This window comes from Ideonella sp. P3_A4 (assembly GCF_056403075.1).
The window spans coordinates 1-17,288 of record NZ_JBFUGE010000085.1 but is presented as its reverse complement, the minus strand read 5'-3'; the positions used below and the strand labels follow the sequence as shown (position 1 = coordinate 17,288).

The following is a 17,288-nucleotide window of genomic DNA, read 5'->3' as shown; positions in this document are numbered from 1 at the left end:
AGCCGACACCGTCACGCTGGCCGGTTCACAAACCGCAGTCGCCGTCTCGTCGGTCGACAGCGTGATCGGCACCACCGGCACCGTGGACGCGGTGACGATGCTGGCCGCTGGCACGCTGCGGTTCAGCGGCATCGAATCGGTCATCGGTTCCAGCGGCGCCGGCGACGTGGTGATCCTGAACGCCGGCGACTCGCTGCGCGCTTCGGGTGTCGAAACCGTGATGGGCGCCACCGGCACTGAAATCCTGACGCTGATCGGCAGCGGCACCGTCGCGGTGTCGGCGATCGAAACGGTCACCGGCTCGACCGGCACCGCCGACACGCTGACCCTGCTGGCCGCGCCGACCTCGGCCATGGCTATCTCGGGCATCGAATCGGTGATCGGCTCGACCGCCACCACCGACGCGCTGCAGATGCTGGCCGGCGGCGCGCTGGCCACCTCGGGCGTCGAATCGGTGCTGGGCACCACCGGCACCGCCGATGCGCTGACGATGCTGGCCACCGGCAGCGTGTCGGTCTCGGCGATGGAATCGGTCATCGGCACCAGCAACGCGGGCGACGTCGTCACGCTGCTGGCCACGGGCACCCTCAAGGTCTCGGCCGTCGACACGGTCGTCGGCACCACCGCCACGACCGACCAGGTCAACCTGCTGGTCGCCGGCGCGATCGCCGTGTCGGCGGTCGACAAGGTCATCGGTACGACCGATTTGGGCGATACGCTGACGCTGCTGTCCGGCGGCGCCGTCGCGGTCTCGGCCTTCGAATCGGTGATCGGCACCGGCGCCGGCAGCGGCGACGTGCTGAGCCTGCTGTCCTCCGGCCGCATCAACGTCTCCGAAGTCGACAGCGTGATCGGCACCACCGGCACCGCCGATGTGGTCGCGATGCTCAACACCGGGGCGGTCTCGGTCAGCGCGGTCGAGACGGTGCTCGGCACCACCTCGGCGGGTGACTCGGCCACGATGCTGGCGGCCGGCACGCTGGCCACCTCGGCCATCGAATCGGTGACCGGCACGACCGGCACCACCGACGTGCTGAACCTGCTGGCCGCTGCGTCGGTCAGCGTCAGCGAGGTCGACACCGTCCTCGGCTCGACCGGCACCGATGTGGTCACGGTCACCGACTCCGGCTCAGCCGGCGCGCTGGCGGTCTCGGCCGTCGAAAGCGTGATCGGCACCACCGCCACCGCGGAAGTGCTGACGCTGCTGGCTGGCGGCACCGTCGCCGTCAGCGCCTTCGAGCGCGTGATCGGCGGCGCCAGCTTGAACAACGTCGTGCAGTTGCTTGACTCGGCCAGCATCGAAATCTCGGGCGTCGAATCGGTCGTCGGCGGTGGCGACACCACCGATGTGGTCACGCTGCTGGCGGCCGGCTCGGTCGGTGTCAGCGCGGTCGAATCGGTGGTCGGCTCGACTGGTGTCGACGTCATCACCCTGCGCGGCGGCGGCGACCTCGAAGTCTCCGGCGTCGAGAGCGTGCTGGGCACCACCGCGGTCGACGTGATCAGCTTCAACGGCGGCACGCTGGCGATCAACGCCATCGACACGGTGAGCGGCTCGACCGGCACCACCGATGTCGTCCGCCTGCTGGCCACTGGCAGCGTTGCGCTGACCGGCGTCGAAACGCTGCTCGGCACGACCGAAGTGACCGATGTAGCGGTGCTGCTGAACGGCGGTACGCTGGCTGTCTCCGGCGTCGAATCGGTCGACGGCACGGCAGCAGGCACCGACAAGGTGACGATGCTGGTGGCCGGCGTGCTGAACATCTCGGATGTCGAAACAGTCACCGGCAGCACCGGGGCCGACACCGTGAAGATGCGCACCGGCGACGCGCTGAGCGTCTCGGCTGTCGAGCAGGTCAATGGCTCGGCCGGTACCCACGACGTGGTCACGCTGCTGGCCACCGGCAGCATCAAGGTCTCGGCCGTCGAAACTCTGGTCGGCACCACTGCCACCACCGACGTGGCCACCATGCTGGCCGGCGGCCGCCTGACCGTGTCGGCGATCGACTCGGTGATCGGCACCACCGGCACGGCCGACATCGTGGCCCTGCTGGCCGCCGGCACCGTCGGCGTGTCGGACATCGAAACCGTGCTCGGCACCGGCGCCAGCGGCGACGTGGTGCGCCAACTGGTCGGCAGCTCCATGCTGAAGGTCAGCGACGTGGCCACCGTGATCGGCACCACCGGCGTCAACGACGCGATGACCCTGCTGGATGCAGGCACCGTCAGCGTCAGCCTGGTCGACACCGTGCTCGGCAGCACCGGCAGTGACCAGATCAACATGCTGGCCGGCGGCAACCTGCGCATCAACGGCGTCGAAACGGTCTATGGCCTGGGCGGCAGCGTCGAGGTCGTGACCCTGGCCGTGGCGGGCGCCTTGCGCGTGTCCAGCGTCGACACCGTGCTCGGCAGCACCGGCACCACCGACAGTGTCACGCTGTTGTCGGCCGGCGCGATCGCCGTCTCGGGCGTCGAGTCGGTCACCGGCACGCTGGACACCGGTGATGTGGTGACGTTGCTGGGCCTGGGTGCAGTTGCCGTCTCGGACGTCGAAACCGTCATTGGCAGCACGATGGGCGCCGACGCCGTGACGATGCGCCAGGAAGGCAACCTGACGACCCGTGGCGTCGGCAGCGTGATCGGCACCACCGGCCAAAGCGACACGCTGACGCTGCTGGCCGATGCCAGCACGACAGGCATCTCGGCGATCGAATCGGTGATCGGCTCGACCGCATCGACCGACTCGATCCGCCTGCTGGTCGCCTCGACGATCGACATCTCGGATGTCGAATCGGTGACCGGCTCGACCGGCACCGACGTGGTCTCGATGCTGGCCACCGGCACGCTGGCCACCTCGGCCGTCGAAACGGTGGTCGGCACCACCGCCACGACCGATGTGCTGAGCCTGCTCGCCGCCGGTGCGGTCTCCACCTCAGAGATCGACTCGGTACTGGGCACCACCGGCGCCGACGTGCTGACGATCCTGCAATCGGGCACCGTGAAGGTCTCGAACGTCGAGACGATCAACGGCGCTTCGGGCAGCACCGACGTGATCCAGCTGCTGGCCACCGACACGGTGTCGGTCTCGGGCGTCGAATCGGTCATCGGCACCACCGCGGCCACCGACGTGGTCACGCTGCGCGGCAGCGGCTCGGTCAGCATCCGCGTGTCGGGTGTCGACTCGGTCAACGGCACCACCGCCACGGCCGACGTCGTGACGCTGGTCGGCGGCGGCGCGCTGTCGGTCAGCGCGGTCGAAACCGTGCTGGGCAGCACGGCGACCACCGACGTGGTCACGCTGCGCGGCACCGGCGCGCTGAAGGTCAGCAGCATCGAGAGCGTGATCGGCACGACCTTGGCGACCGAAACCGTGACGATGCTGAACGCCGGCTCGATGCTGGTCAACAAGATCGACACGGTGATCGGCTCGACCGGCACCGACATCGTCACCCTGACCGTCGCCGGCGCGCTGCGCGTCAGCAACGTCGAGACCGTCGTCGGCACCACCGGTGCCGACTCGGTGGTGATGCTCAGTGCCAGCCTGGCCGCCAGCGCGATCGAAACCGTTCTGGGCACCAATGGCACGACCGATGTGCTGCAGCTGATCGGGGCGGGCACGGTGCATGTGGGCAACATCGAGAGCGTGCTCGGCACGACCGGCGTCGACACCGTCGCGCTACAGGTCAGCGGCGCGCTGAAGGTCAGCAGCATCGAGAGTGTGCTGGGCACCACCGACACGGCCGACATCGTGACGATGTTGTCGGCCGGCTCGATCAGCATTCGCGACATGGAATCGGCGCTCGGCTCGACCGGCACCGACTCGTTGACGATGCTCAGCGGCGGCGGCCTGCGGGTCAGCTCGATCGAATCGGTCACCGGCACCACCGGCACGTCCGACGTGCTGACGATGCTGACCTCGGGCAGCGTGACCGTCTCGRCGATCGAGAAGGTCAACGGCACGACCGGCACCGAGGTGGTCACGATGGCGGGCACTGGCCTGCTGCAGCTGTCGGGCGTCGAAACGGTGATCGGCACCACTGGCACGGCCGACAAGGTCCAGCTGATGGTCTCGGGCAACATCGCCGTCTCGGGCGTCGAAACGCTCACCGGCGCCGCCGGCACCGACACGTTGACGATGCTGGCCGCGGGCTCCGTCTCGGTCTCGTCGGTCGAAAGCGTCGTCGGCTCCAGCGGCAACGACACGATCACCATCCGGGCCGGCGGCACCACCGTCTGGGCCAAGGACGGTGTCGACGCGATCACCGCCGGCGCCGGGGTCGACAAGATCCTGTTCAAGGCGGCTTCGGAGTCCGGCACCGGCTCGTCGGCCGACACGATCACCGGTTTCAACGCCGGCACCAACGCGTCGACGGTCGACCAGATCTACCTGCTGGGACTGGTGCAGGGCAACCTGGACTTCCTCGGCACCGGCGCCTTCACCTCCAGCGGCAACACGGAAGTCCGTGCCGTCAACGGCACGACCTACGGCAGCGGCCTGGGCGCGGGTGACAGCGTGCTGCTGGTGGACCTGAACGGCGACGGCTCGGTCGACATGGAGATCAAGCTGCTGGGCACGAACGTGAGCAACATCGACTCCAGCGACATCTTTGGAGGCTGACCGGCCGACACCACGTCCCCAAAAAGGCCCCTTCCCGGGGCCTTTTCTTCTTCTCACACCCGGCCAGCGCCGCCTACCCTTGGCAGGATATGGAGCTGCTCGCCCCCCCCTCCGCCCTGCCCGTCCAAAACCCGCCCGCGCCGCCCGTCGGCGAGGTGCTGGATCTGCTGCGCCAGGCCGTCACCGCGTTTCGCGCCGGCCAGCCGCAGGCGATGGCCGAGGCCTGCCTGGCCGCGCTGAAACTGTCGCCGGCGCAACCCGAGGCGCTGCAGCTGATGGGTGTCGCCCAGCACCTGCTCGGCCGGCACGAGGCTGCGCTGCAGTGGCTGGACAAGGCGGCTGAACAGAAGCCCGACGCCGCCGACCTGCACGTCAACCGCGGCGAGGTGCTGCGCACGCTGACCCGCTGGCCTGAGGCCGAGGCCGCCTTGCGCCGGGCGCTGGAGCTGCTGCCGGACAACGTCGAGGCGCTGAACAACCTGGGCCTGGTGCTGCAGGCCCGCGGCCGCCACGCCGAGGCCGACACCGCCTACCGCCAGGCGCTGGCGCTCAAGCCCGGCCATGTCGAGGCGCTGAACAACCTGGGCACCCTGCACCAGGAAATGCGCCGCCCGGCCGAGGCCGAGGCCTGCTACCGGGCGGTGCTGGCCGAGCAGCCGGACCACGTCAATGCGCTGAACAACCTGGGCACCCTGCTGAAAGAAGCTGGCCGCTGCGACGACGCGGTGGCGCTGTACCAGCGAGTGCTTGAGATTGACCCGAAGTTCCACCGTAGCTGGAACAGCCTGGGCCAGCTGGCCAAGGAGCGCGGCGACTACGACGAGGCGATGCGCTGCTACCAGCGTTCGCTCGCGCTGGCGCCGGGCAACGCCGACACGCTGTACAACATCGCGCTGGCCGATCTGCTGTTCGGCCACCTGCAGCGCGGCTTTGCCGGCTACGAAATCCGCTACCACCCGCGCTCGCAGAACAAGAGCGCGCCGCGCCCGCCAGCGCTCGGCTGCCCGATGTGGCAGGGCGAGCCGCTGCACGGCAAGCACATCGCACTGGTGCGCGAACAAGGCCTGGGCGACCAGCTGCAGTTCAGCCGCTACGCGACGATGCTGCGCGACGCCGGCGCCGAGGTCACCCTCGTCGTCGACGGCCCGCTGGTCGATCTGTTCAAGAGCCTGGACGGCCCGACGCGCGTGATCGCGCCCGGGCAGATGCACAACCACCGCTACGACTACTGGGCGTTCCTGCTGAGCCTGCCGCACCGCATGGCCACCACGGTCGGCCGCATCCCGGCAGTCGTGCCCTACCTGCGCGCGCCGTCGAACAAGATCGCCGCCTGGCGCACCCGGCTGGCCAAGCCGCCGGGCGTGCGCGCCACGGTCGGCCTGGTCTGGGGGGGCAACAAGGACCACGCCAACAACCGCAATCGTTCGGCCCGGCTGGAAACGCTGGCGCCGCTGCTCGACCTGCTCGGCCTGCGCTTCGTCAGCCTGCAAAAGGGCGAGCCGGCCGAAGAGCTGCGCACGTCACGCTGGAAAGACCAGGTGCTGGACCTGGACGCCGAGCTGAACGATTACACCGACACCGCCGCCGCGATGGCCGGCATCGACCTGTTGATCTCGGTCGACACCTCGGTCGTGCACCTGGCCGGGGCGATGAACAAGCCCTGCTGGGTGATGGTGGCCCACGGGCCGGACTGGCGCTGGCTGCGTGAAGGCGAAACCACCGACTGGTACCCCAGCCTGCGCCTGCTGCGCCAAAGCGCGCCGCAGGACTGGGACGGCGTCGTGCAGACGATCCGCGAGCGGCTGGCCAACTGGTCCCCGACTCGCTTGGTGCAAGCCGCGAACGATCTGCTCAGCCGCGCCATGGCCGCCCTGAACGCTGGCCAGGACTCGCGGGCCGAAACCCTGTGCCGCGAAGCGCTGTTGGCCGATTCCCAAAGCATCGACGGCTGGCACCTGCTGGCGCTGGCGCTGAAGCGCCGCCACCGCTTCGCCGAATCGCTGACCGCTTTCGAACACGCGCTGACGCTGGTCCAGGAACCGGCCTTCCGCGCGGTGATCCTCAGCAACTTCGGCAACACGCAGCAGGCCGCCGGTGACCTGGCCGCTGCGGTGGCCAGTTACCGCGAATCGCTGAGGCTGGCGCCCAAACAATCCGCCGCCTGGTCGGCCCTCGGCCAGACGCTGCTGGCCCAGGGCAAGCCGGCCGAAGCCGAAGCCGCGTGGCGCGATGGGCTCGCCAGCGGCTGTGAGCTCGCCGGTCTGCTGAACCTGCTGGCCGCCGCGGCGCAACGGCGCGGCGCTGCGACCGAGGCCGAGCAACTGTTCCAGCAGTCGCTGTCGCACGAGCGCAGCGCACCAACCGAATACAACCTCGCCAACCTGTACAACGATGCCGGCCGCCCGGCCGATGCGATCGCGCACTACCGCGCCGCGTTGGCCATCGACCCGCACTACAGCCTGSCGCAGACCTCGCTGCTGCGCGCCTTGCAGGCAGCCTGCGATTTCGAAGGCGCACGCGCCGCCACCGCACAAGTGCTGGCCGCGGTCGACAGCGGTGGCGAAGACCCGCTGGCCGGTCCCGCACAGCCTGTGTTCCCGTTTGCTTACCTCGCCCTGCCCGCGACCCGCGCACAGCAGCGCCGCTGCGCCCGCCAATGGGTCGCGCGCCAGTACGCCGCACAACTCGCCCGCGCACCGCAGATGCGCTATGCCCCTGCGCCGGTGCGCGCGCCGGCCGACAGCAAGCTGCGCATCGGCTACCTCTCGTCCGACCTGCACGCCCACGCCACCGCCTATCTGATGGCCGAGGTGTTCGAGCGCCACGACCGCCAGCGCGTCGAAGTCTTCGCCTACAGCTGCGGCCCGAACGACGGCAGCACGATGCGCGACCGCCTGGTGCGAGCCGTCGATCACTTCATCGATTGCGCAGCACTCGGTCTCGAAGACCTGGCCCACCGCATCCACGCCGATGGCATCGACGTGCTGGTCGACCTGAAGGGCTATACGCGCGACACGCGCAGCGGCGTGCTCGCGCTGCGGCCGGCGCCGGTGCAGGTCAACTTCCTCGGTTACCCCGGCACGCTCGGTGCCGACTTTGCCGACTATGTGATCGGTGACGCGGTCGTCACGCCACTGGCCCACGCCGCCGACTACGACGAGCGCATCGCCCAGCTGCCGCACTGCTACCAGCCGAACGACCGCCAACGTGCGGTGGCCACCAAGCCCACACGCGCTGACGCTGGTCTGCCGGAAGACAAGGTCGTGCTGGCCTGCTTCAACTACAGCTACAAGGTCACCGAGACGGTGTTCGAACGCTGGTGCCAGGTGCTGCAACGCGCGCCGAACACCGTGCTGTGGCTGCTGCGCTCGAACCCGCTGGCGGAAGCCAACCTGCGTGCCGCGATGCAAGCGCGTGGCCTCGACCCGCAGCGCTTGTTCTTCGCGCCCGAAAAGCCGCTGGCCGAACACCTGGCCCGCGTGCAGCTGGCCGACCTGGTGCTCGACACCGAGCCGTACAACGCCCACACCACCTGCAGCGACGCGCTGTGGGTCGGCGTACCGGTGCTGACTCGCACGGGTGACACCTTTGCCTCGCGCGTTGCCACCAGCCTGCTGCACGCGGCTGGCGTGCCCGAATTGGCCACTGCGAGTGCCGAGGCCTACATCGAACTGGCCGTCGCATTGGCGCAGGACGCTGCGCGCCTGCAAGGCTTCAAGCAACGCCTGGTCGACCAACGCCTGGCGATGCCGCTGTTCGACAGCGCCGCCTGGACGCGCGATCTCGAGAGCCTCTACGACCGCATGGCCTGGCGCCAGCGCCAGGGCTTGAAGCCTGCCGCACTGGGCGCGATGAAAGCCTGGCCCGCGACCGCGATCGAACGCGCCTTCGCGCTCTACCAAGCCGGTGCCGACGACGAAGCCCTGCCCTACGCCGAAGCCGCGCTGCAGGCTGAACCCGAACGTGCCGATGGCTGGACGCTGCTGGGCATCCTCTTCAAGCGCCAGGGCCACCTCGACCTGGCCGAAGGGGCGTATCTGCGCGCGACGCAGCTGCAACCCGGCTACGCCGACGCCTGGAACAACCTGGGCAACCTGCGCCGTGACCGTGAAGACAAGACCGGCGCGCTGGCCGCCTACCGCGAAGCGGTGCGCCTGAACCCCGACAACGCCGAGACCATCCACAACCTCGGCGTCGCGCTCGAACACTTCGGCGACTGGGACGACGCGCTCGTCGCCTTCGACGCCACCGTGCAGCGCGATCCGCAACATGTCGATGGCCACTGGAACCGCGCGCTGGCGCATCTGCTGCACGGCCAGTTCCAGCAAGGCTTCACCGACTACGAATGGCGCTTCGCACGCCGCCAACCCGAGCAGCGCGACTGCCCGCAACCGGTCTGGGACGGCTCGCCGCTGAACGGTCGCACCGTGCTGATCTGGGCCGAGCAAGGCTTTGGCGACGCGCTGCAGTTCCTGCGTTTCGTGCCCGAGGTCAAGCGACGCGGTGGTCGGGTCGTGCTCGAGGTTCTGGGCGAGATGATGGGCCTGGCCGCGCGCATCCCGGGTGTCGATGCGGTCACCCAGCGCGGCCTGCCGCCGCAAGCGATTCCGGCATTCGACTGCCACGTCGCGCTGATGAGCCTGCCACACACGCTGGGCATCACGGACGACGCATTGCCGACCCTCGTGCCTTACGTGCACGCCGACGCGGCACGCTGCAGCCACTGGCAGCAACGCCTGGTCGAACATGGCTTCAATCGCGAGCGCGAGCTGGCGGTGGGCTGGGTCTGGGCCGGCAACCCGAACGTCAAGAACGATGGCCAGCGCTCGCCGCGCTTCGCCCCCTTTGCGCCGTGGCTTCGCTTGCCCGGCCTGCGTTGGTTCTCGCTGCAAAAGGGCGACGGGCAGCGCGACCTCGCCGGCCAGACGCTGACACCGAACTTCATCAACCTCGACGCCGAGATCCAGAGCTTCGACGACACCGCCGCGGTGATCGCCGAGCTGGACCTGGTCATCACCTCAGACACCTCGGTTGCCCACCTCGCCGGTGCGATGGGCAAGCCGGTCTACGTGACGCTGCCGTTCCACCACGACTGGCGCTGGGGCCTAGCCGACGAGCGCAGCAGTTGGTACCCGAGCGCACGCCTGTTCCGCCAGACCACGCGTGGCGATTGGTCGACCGTGCGCAATGGCGTGGCCTCGGCGCTTGGCCAACTGGTGCGCCAGCGCTTGCCGCGCACTGACATTTCTCCGACCGATGCCGACGGCTGGTTGGTGCGAGCCTTCGCCGCCTACCAGTCACCCACCTTCAATGCGCCGCGCGCCGAAGCCGACGTGGTTGCCACGCTGCAACGCGCCCCCAGGCGCGCCGACGCGTGGGCGCTGCTCGGCGCGATCCAGCGCCGCATTGGTGCCGACGGCCTCGCTGCAGAAGCCTATCGCCGCGCGATCGACGTCGACCCCGGCTACACCGATGCATGGCGCAACCTGGCCAATCTGCACAAGTCGCGCGGCGAATTCGAACACGCCGGTCCGCTGTATGCCGAAGCGCTGCGCCGCCAGCCAAACGATGCCCTCGCGCTGTCGCAACAGTCCGACCTGTGGCGCCAGCAAGGCCGTGCGGCCGACGCGGTCCAGGTCGCACGAGCCGCGCTCGCATTGCGGCCCGACTTCGCTGAAGCCGCGCTGCACCTGGGCAACGCCTGCCTCGACACCGGCGACACCGAGGGCGCATTGACCGCCTACGAACGCTGCCTGCTGCTGCAGCCGATGAGCCTCGAAGCGCGCTTCAACCTCGGCATCGCGCTGCAACGCGCCGATCGACCGGCCGAGGCCGTGCCCCATTTCGAAGCCGTGTTGGCCGACCAGCCGGCGCACACCCGTGCGCGCTACAGCCTCGGCCTCGCGCTGCAATCGCTGCAACGCTTCGACGACGCGCAAGCACACTACGACACGCTGCTGAACACCGCGCCCACGCACTTCGCCGCACGCTTCAACCTGGCGTCCATCCATTTGGCACGAGGCGCCCACGAAGCCGCGTTGGCCGAGCTCGAACAGTGCCGACAGCAGCAGCCCGACCACCTCGGCGTGCAGCTGCAGATCGTGCACCTGCGCCAGCAGCTCTGCGACTGGGCCCGCCTGCCCGGCGAGGCCGAGCTGCGCACGCTGGTGCGGCAACTGGGCAGCGAGCCCACCGCCGATGCGCCGAGCTTCGACCCGCCATCGCCGTTCTCAGTGTTGTCGCTGCCACTGCCCTTGAGCGATGCGGACATTGCACCGATCGCCGCTCGCCACGCCGCGCACATCGCGCAACGTGCCGGTGCGCCGCTGCTTCCGCGACGTGCGGTCGAGCAACCGCGCCTGCGCCTGGCGTATGCGTCGGCCGACTTCCACAACCACGCGACGATGCACCTGATGCGCGGCGTGTTCTCGCGCCATGACCGGGCACGCTTCGAGCTCAGCGCTTGGTCCTTCGGGCCCGACGACGGCAGCGACTACCGGCGCGGGCTGAAGCGCGATGTCGACCAGTTCCACGACGTCGGGCGYCTGACCGACCGCGCATTGGCAGAAGCGCTGCGCGCGGCCGAGATCGACATCCTGATCGACCTGAAGGGCTACACCCGCGATGCGCGCCCCGGAGTGTTCGCGCTGCGCCCGGCGCCGCTGCAGCTCACCTGGCTCGGCTACCCCGGCGCGGCTGCGGCACCGTGGTTCGACGCGACGATCGGCGATGCCACCGTCACCCCGCTGTCGGCCCAGCTCGCTTTCGTCGAGCCGATCGCGAACCTGCCGCACAGCTACCAGTGCACCGACGACACGCAACGTGTCGCGTCGACCGACCTGACCCGTGCCGACTGCGGCCTGCCCGACCAAGCGGTCGTGCTGGCCTGCTTCTGCACCCACTACAAGCTCGACGCCGAGACCTTCGCGCTGTGGATGCGCCTGCTCGCCAACGAGCCGCGCGCCGTGCTGTGGCTGGTCGATGGCCCGGCAGACACACGCAACCGCTTGCGCGCGACCGCGCAGGCCGCCGGTATCGAACCCGAGCGCCTCGTCTTCGCGCCGGTCTGGCCCAAGCCCCGTCACCTCGAGCGACTGGCATTGGCCGACCTGGTGCTCGACACGCGTTTCTACAACGGCCACACCACCGTCAGCGATGCGTTATGGGCGGGCGTGCCGGTGCTCAGCGTGCTGGGCACCGCCTTCGCCGGTCGCGTCGGCGCCAGCCTGCTGCGCGCGGCGGGCCTGCCCGAGGGCGTGTCCACGAACGTGGCCGACCACGAGGCACTCGCGCGGCGCCTCATCGCCAACCCGAACGAACGCCAGGCCTGGCGCCAACGCCTGCGCGAGGCACGCGGCCACTCGCCGCTGTTCGACACCCACGGCTTCGTGATCGGCTTCGACGAGGTGCTCAATCGCTTGTGGCAGGCGAAGGTCCATTCGCAGTCCACGGCTTGAGTCTTCGCGCCCGCGACTGCCGTCACCTCAGCCCAAGGTCTCGACCATCGCCACGAGCGCACCCTGCCACTGCGCGGCCGACACGGCCGCCAATACGCGTTCAGCAACCGCCTCACCGACATCGCCCAGGTCGCTGCCTCGCTGACCTGCCAGCCAGTGCACCAGCAGCACCCAGGCAACATGGCGATCGAGGCCAAGGGATTGCAGTTTGGTGACGCAGTGCATCAACGAGGGTTCTGGGTTCAAGGCTTCCAGAGCAACGGCGAAGCCGTCCTCGCTGCCCGAAGCCAGGATGGCGATGGCAGCCTGCAGAACCGCGTCGGCGGTGGCTGTGGGTGCTGCGTCGACAACTCCGCGGCCACGTTCCGCCGGCGCTTCGCCGGCCCCGGCGGCACGCAGGCGCTTGGACAACGACCGCAGCATCGGGCCGCCCAGTGGCGCGCCAGACGGGGCCGCCATCACCGCCGCCCCCGCAGCCATGGGGGCCGCCATCGCGCCGCGCGTCTGCTCCCGGGCCGTGCCACCCCAGCCAGCCGCGAGCATGGACGCGACGGTGTGCAGCTGCGCCATGTCGGTGGCCTTGTCTTCTGCGGAACGCTCGTGCACGACGAGAAAGTGGGTGCGATCGGTCAGCAGTTGGTAGCGCAGCGCAAGCGCCAAGGCCCCCTTGGCGTCGAGTTCGCCCAGACGTGCTGCGGCAGCCATGYGTGTCAAGGCGTCGGTGCTTTCGTTTCCATCTTCCGGTTGAGGCGACACGTGACCTTGCGCCACGACGGTGCCCGCTTCGCCAGTGACCAGCGCGACGTCGTCGGGCACGCCGTTCGAGAAGCCGGCGAACACATGCAGCATGTCGTTCGCGAACACGTTGCGGGGAAGGCCCGCCACCCAGTCGGGCGCAGCGCCACCTGCGCCACGCCATTGCAAGCGGACTTCACCCAGCGGCGGCTGGCGGATGCGAGTGAACATGCGGTCGACCGCGGCTTCCAGGCTCTCGCCCGGTGTGGCGAACTCACAGGCGCCGCCGCTGGCTTCGGCGAGACGGCGCAGCAGCGAATGCGCGGGTGCAGCGCCTACCCCCACGGCAAAGATGCGGTGCTTCGACGCGGCGGCCGCGGCAATCATCGGCTCGGCATCCCACACCTCGCCATCGGTGATGAGCAGGATGTCCGATTGCTCGCCGGTGCCCTGCAAGGCGATGGTCGATTTCAGCGCCGACAGCATCTCGGTACCGCCCAGGTCGGCCTGCGTCGTCGCGATCATGGCCTGCAGCATCGCCAGGTAGTGGGGTTTTGCCACCGCCATGCGCTGGAAACCATGGCGTACGTCCGTGCCGAAGCGCGTGTAGCTGAACCGGTCGTCGACACGCAGTTGTCGCACCACGTGCGAGAGCGCAGCCCGCGCCGAGATCATGCTGTCACCCGCCATCGAGCCGGAACAGTCCACCAGCAGCTTGAGATCGATGCTCGCAAGGGGCGGCTGCGAGGTCGTCGGAAGAAACGACGCGAGCACCACTTGCTGCTCACCATCGACCACCCGCTGCAGACGCGAGCTGAATGCAGCCGCCTGCAGCGTGATGACGACATCGCGGTCGAGCCAGGCGCGCTCACCCAGCGTCAAACGAGCCCCGTCTGGCGTGACGGCGAAAGCGCCGCGGTGTGTGGCGCAGTGCATGGAGGCGCTGGCCCAGACATGATCCACGTCGAGCGTGAGCTGGAACGGGTACTCCACCGCGAGTGAGGCTTCGGGCACCTGGTGGGGCTGCAGCTTGCCGCCAAGCACGGGGTGGCCATAGCGTGGCGCCACGGTGGTGGGAACGCACAGACGCACACGCCCTTGCTCGACGGTCTGCAACTGGCCGCAGCGGTACTCGATCACCGCCTCTTCTCCCGGCTTGAAGTTGCCCAGGTTGGCCGTGCAAAGGCCATCGCCCGAGCGCTGCAGCATGACCGGGGCATCGCCCTCGTCCATCGCTTGTTCGTAGCGTTGCTCGGCCTCGACCTTCTCGACCACGGTGCCGACTTTGGTTTGGCCATTCAACGTCACCTTGAAACCGAGCAGCACGGCGCCCTCGGGCAGCGGGAACGTGTAGACGACCTCCAGCGTTTCGGTCGATGCATTGCGGTACGACTGGCGCACCGTGCTGTCGAGCAGCAGCCCATCCAGCCGTGCACTCATCGTGACGTGCTGCAGCACGGGCCGCGCGTGGCCCTCGAGGTGGCGAAGGCCGATCAGGCCGTCCGGGTAGGTCATGAACTTTCCTTGTTGTCGTTCGAGCGCAGCTCGCGATACGCCTCGGTGAAACGCCTGACCAGGCGCCGCACCTGCTCGGCACTGAGCCCAGCACGGCCGGGCTCCAGGTGCACCTCCAGTCCATCCGCGAGCGTCAGGCGGCTCCACACCTCCACGCTGCCGGGCGTGGACGCCCGACGCGTGGGGTCTTCGAGTGCACCCGCACGCAGCTCGGCAATCCGCTCCAGGCTGAGGCCGGCGTCGACCCAGCGGCGCACTTGCAGCAACTGCTCGAGGTGCCGGGCCACGTAGTACGCGCCACGCTTCTCGCCCAGCGGCCGGTCCACCAGACCTTGCTGGATGTAGTAGCGGACCGTGCGCGGCGTCAGGCCCGTCAGCGTGGCCAGGGATTCGAGCGAGTGTTGAAGTGCGTCGTCAGCGGAGGACATGCCTCCATTTAACGACACCAATTATCGACAGTCAACTGTATTAAATAGAAATACTGGCCCGTCGGTGATGCATGGGCTGCGCGGCACTCGGCTGAAGCCACCCGCTCGCGCCACAATCTGCGGCGTGAGCACCGCCCCCACCTTCGATCGCTTCGACCCCGCCCGCAAGCTGCTGAGCCTCGAGCAGGCGGTGGCCGAGCATGGCAGCCGCCCCGGCACCGTGTTCACCAACGGCGTGTTCGACGTGCTGCACCGAGGCCACGTGGCCTATCTGGCCTCGGCCCGCGCGCTGGGCGATCGGCTCGTCGTCGGCGTCAACAGCGATGCGTCTGCCCGCCGTCTCGGCAAAGGCCCGGACCGTCCGCTGAACCGCGAGCTCGACCGGGCCTTTCTGCTGGCCGGGCTCGAAAGCGTCGATGCGGTGCTGCTGTTCGAGGAGGACACGCCGCTGGCGGTGCTGGCGCAGCTGAAGCCGGCGATCTACGTCAAGGGCGGCGACTACGACATGGCGAAACTCGCCGAGACGCCGCTGGTGCAAAGCTGGGGTGGCCACTCGCTCGCGCTGCCCTTCGTCGACGGTTACTCGACGACCGCGCTGGTCCGGCGCATCCGCGGTTAGTTCACGCCTGCTCGCGGCGCAGAGCCGCCGCTTGTCACCTGCCGGTTACCCCCTCGCGCTCATCGGTTGGCCGTGGCGTTCTGACAATGAATCGGTCGTCATCACCGATTCTTCAGAAGGAGCGCACAAGATGAACATCCGATCCCTGCCCGGCCTGCGGTCGTGGGCGCTGGCGTGTGTGGCCGTCTGGTCCGCCACCATGGCGCTGCCCACCCGGGCCGAAGACCCACTCGTCGAGTGGACGAAGTGCGCCGCCGAAAACGGCGTCTGCCACTTCACCGGCACGCACCAACTGCGCTTCGGTCGGTCCGGCCATTTCTTCTACCGCAACGCCACCGATTCGATCGCCTGCAACAGCCAGCAGTTCGGTGACCCGTTGCCCGGCAGCAGCAAGATCTGCCAGATATCCCCCGGCGCGCCACCGTCCGAAGAGCCTTGGGTGCAGTGCGCGGCCGAACACGGCGTCTGCAACTTCACGGGCACGCGGCGCGTGCGCTACGGGCTGGACGGGCGTTATGCCTATCTGAAGCTGACGGGCCCCGTCTCCTGCAACAACGAGCAGTTCGGCGACCCCTACCCGACTGCCAACAAGCTGTGCAAGATCAAGACGACCGCGCAGGGCGACGGCCCCTACGGCCAGGACCCGGACGACTACGTGCTCAACTTCCACGACGAGTTCGACGGCGACAAGCTCAACAGCGCCGTCTGGAACGAAGCCATCTGGTACGACACGCCCAACCCGACGAAGAACTTTGCGGTCGAGAACGGCTCGCTGAAGATCTGGCCCCAGCGCGATGCGAGCGGCCAGTTCTTCAAGCGCACGATCGACACCGACGGCAAGTTCTACCAGACCTACGGCTACTTCGAGATCGACGCCAAGCTGCCGGTCGGCAAAGGCACCTGGCCGGGCTTCTGGATCTTCAACCACATCGGCGACCGCCGGCCCGAAATGGACATCATGGAAGCCTATGCCGGCGGCGCGCCGCCGTGGGGCTTCGATGTCGACGGCATCCCGCACCCGCAGGCCTATGCGCCGACAGTCTGGTTGGGTGACTACCCGGGCCACCTGATCGGCAGCCGCCAGTTCGACACCCACATGGACCTGTCCACCGGCTTCCATAAGTACGGTGTCAAGTGGGAGCCGAACCGGCAGACCTACTACTTCGACGGCCAGCAGGTGATGGCGCTCGACGTGGCGATGGGCGACCCGATGTACGTGCTGCTCGACCTCTGGTTCGGCAGTGCATCGGGCGAGCCCGACGACACGACACCGACTGGGCGGGCGAACTCGTTCGAGATCCGCTACATGCGGGCCTGGAAGTTCAAGCAGCAGGCGGCACCGCAAGAAGAAGCGTCACAGTGATGCCGATGAACCGCTCGCGCCGCAGGTTCATTCGGCGCGCGCTCGGGGCCGGCGCGGTAACGGTGCTGGCCGCCGGCGTCGACGCCACGCCGGTCGGCTATGTCAACGTGAAGGACGCGCCATACCACGCCAAGGGCGACGGCATCAGCGATGACACTGCCGCCATCCAGGCAGCGATCGACACTGCGGCGCAGGTCTACGTGCCGGCGGGCCACTATCGCGTCAGCAGCCTGCGGCTGCGCAGCGGCACGCATCTGGCCGGCAGTGGGCACGACGCGATTCTGGTTCACAGCAGCGACGCTCACTTGCTGAGAGCCGAATCGCCCACCGCTGACAGCTTCGTCGACGACATCACGCTGCGCCAGCTCCAGTTGCTGGGGGACGTCGCAGGGAGCGGCTTTCGTGAGCACACCCACCTGGTGGCCGCGATGGGCGTGCGCCGCCTGAAGATCAAGAGCTGCGTGTTGCGAGGCTTTCGCGGCGACGGCCTTTACCTCGGCGGCGTGGACAGCCGCGGCGACAGCGAGCGCCACAACGTGGACGTGGTGGTCCA

At 68.7% G+C, this 17,288-nt stretch carries 7 protein-coding genes; 5 read left to right on the top strand and 2 right to left on the bottom strand.

Annotated features, from left to right (window positions below):
• The coding region (locus AC1DYI_RS10975) for a beta strand repeat-containing protein (protein ID WP_477204142.1) at positions 1 to 4,618 on the top strand (4,618 nt) is incomplete at its 5' end.
• An 89-nt stretch (positions 4,619 to 4,707) separates the two neighbouring features.
• Positions 4,708 to 12,075, top strand: a complete 7,368-nt coding sequence (locus tag AC1DYI_RS10970) for an O-linked N-acetylglucosamine transferase family protein (protein ID WP_477204141.1) — start codon at positions 4,708 to 4,710, stop codon at positions 12,073 to 12,075.
• Between the two features lie 27 nt (positions 12,076 to 12,102).
• Here the strand turns inward: AC1DYI_RS10970 and AC1DYI_RS10965 are convergent, their stop codons facing one another.
• Positions 12,103 to 14,325 carry a VIT domain-containing protein gene (locus AC1DYI_RS10965; RefSeq protein WP_477204140.1) on the bottom strand — a complete coding sequence of 741 codons (2,223 nt, stop codon included), beginning with the start codon at positions 14,323 to 14,325 and terminating at the stop codon, positions 12,103 to 12,105.
• Positions 14,322 to 14,753 carry a helix-turn-helix domain-containing protein gene (locus tag AC1DYI_RS10960; RefSeq protein ID WP_477204139.1) on the bottom strand — a complete coding sequence of 144 codons (432 nt, stop codon included), beginning with the start codon at positions 14,751 to 14,753 and terminating at the stop codon, positions 14,322 to 14,324. Before AC1DYI_RS10960 ends, AC1DYI_RS10965 begins: the two co-directional genes overlap by 4 nt.
• A 124-nt stretch (positions 14,754 to 14,877) precedes the next feature.
• Between AC1DYI_RS10960 and rfaE2 the strand changes: the two genes are divergently transcribed.
• From rfaE2 to AC1DYI_RS10945, 3 genes are all read left to right on the top strand, one after another.
• Positions 14,878 to 15,372 (top strand): D-glycero-beta-D-manno-heptose 1-phosphate adenylyltransferase, encoded by a 495-nt coding sequence (rfaE2, locus tag AC1DYI_RS10955; RefSeq protein ID WP_477204138.1) that lies wholly within the window; start codon positions 14,878 to 14,880, stop codon positions 15,370 to 15,372.
• Positions 15,373 to 15,502: 130 nt separating this feature from the next.
• Positions 15,503 to 16,735 (top strand): glycoside hydrolase family 16 protein, encoded by a 1,233-nt coding sequence (locus tag AC1DYI_RS10950; protein ID WP_477204137.1) that lies wholly within the window; start codon positions 15,503 to 15,505, stop codon positions 16,733 to 16,735.
• Positions 16,735 to 17,288 (top strand): glycosyl hydrolase family 28-related protein (locus tag AC1DYI_RS10945; RefSeq protein ID WP_477204136.1); only part of this gene is annotated, 554 nt, incomplete at its 3' end. The genes AC1DYI_RS10950 and AC1DYI_RS10945, both read left to right, overlap by 1 nt.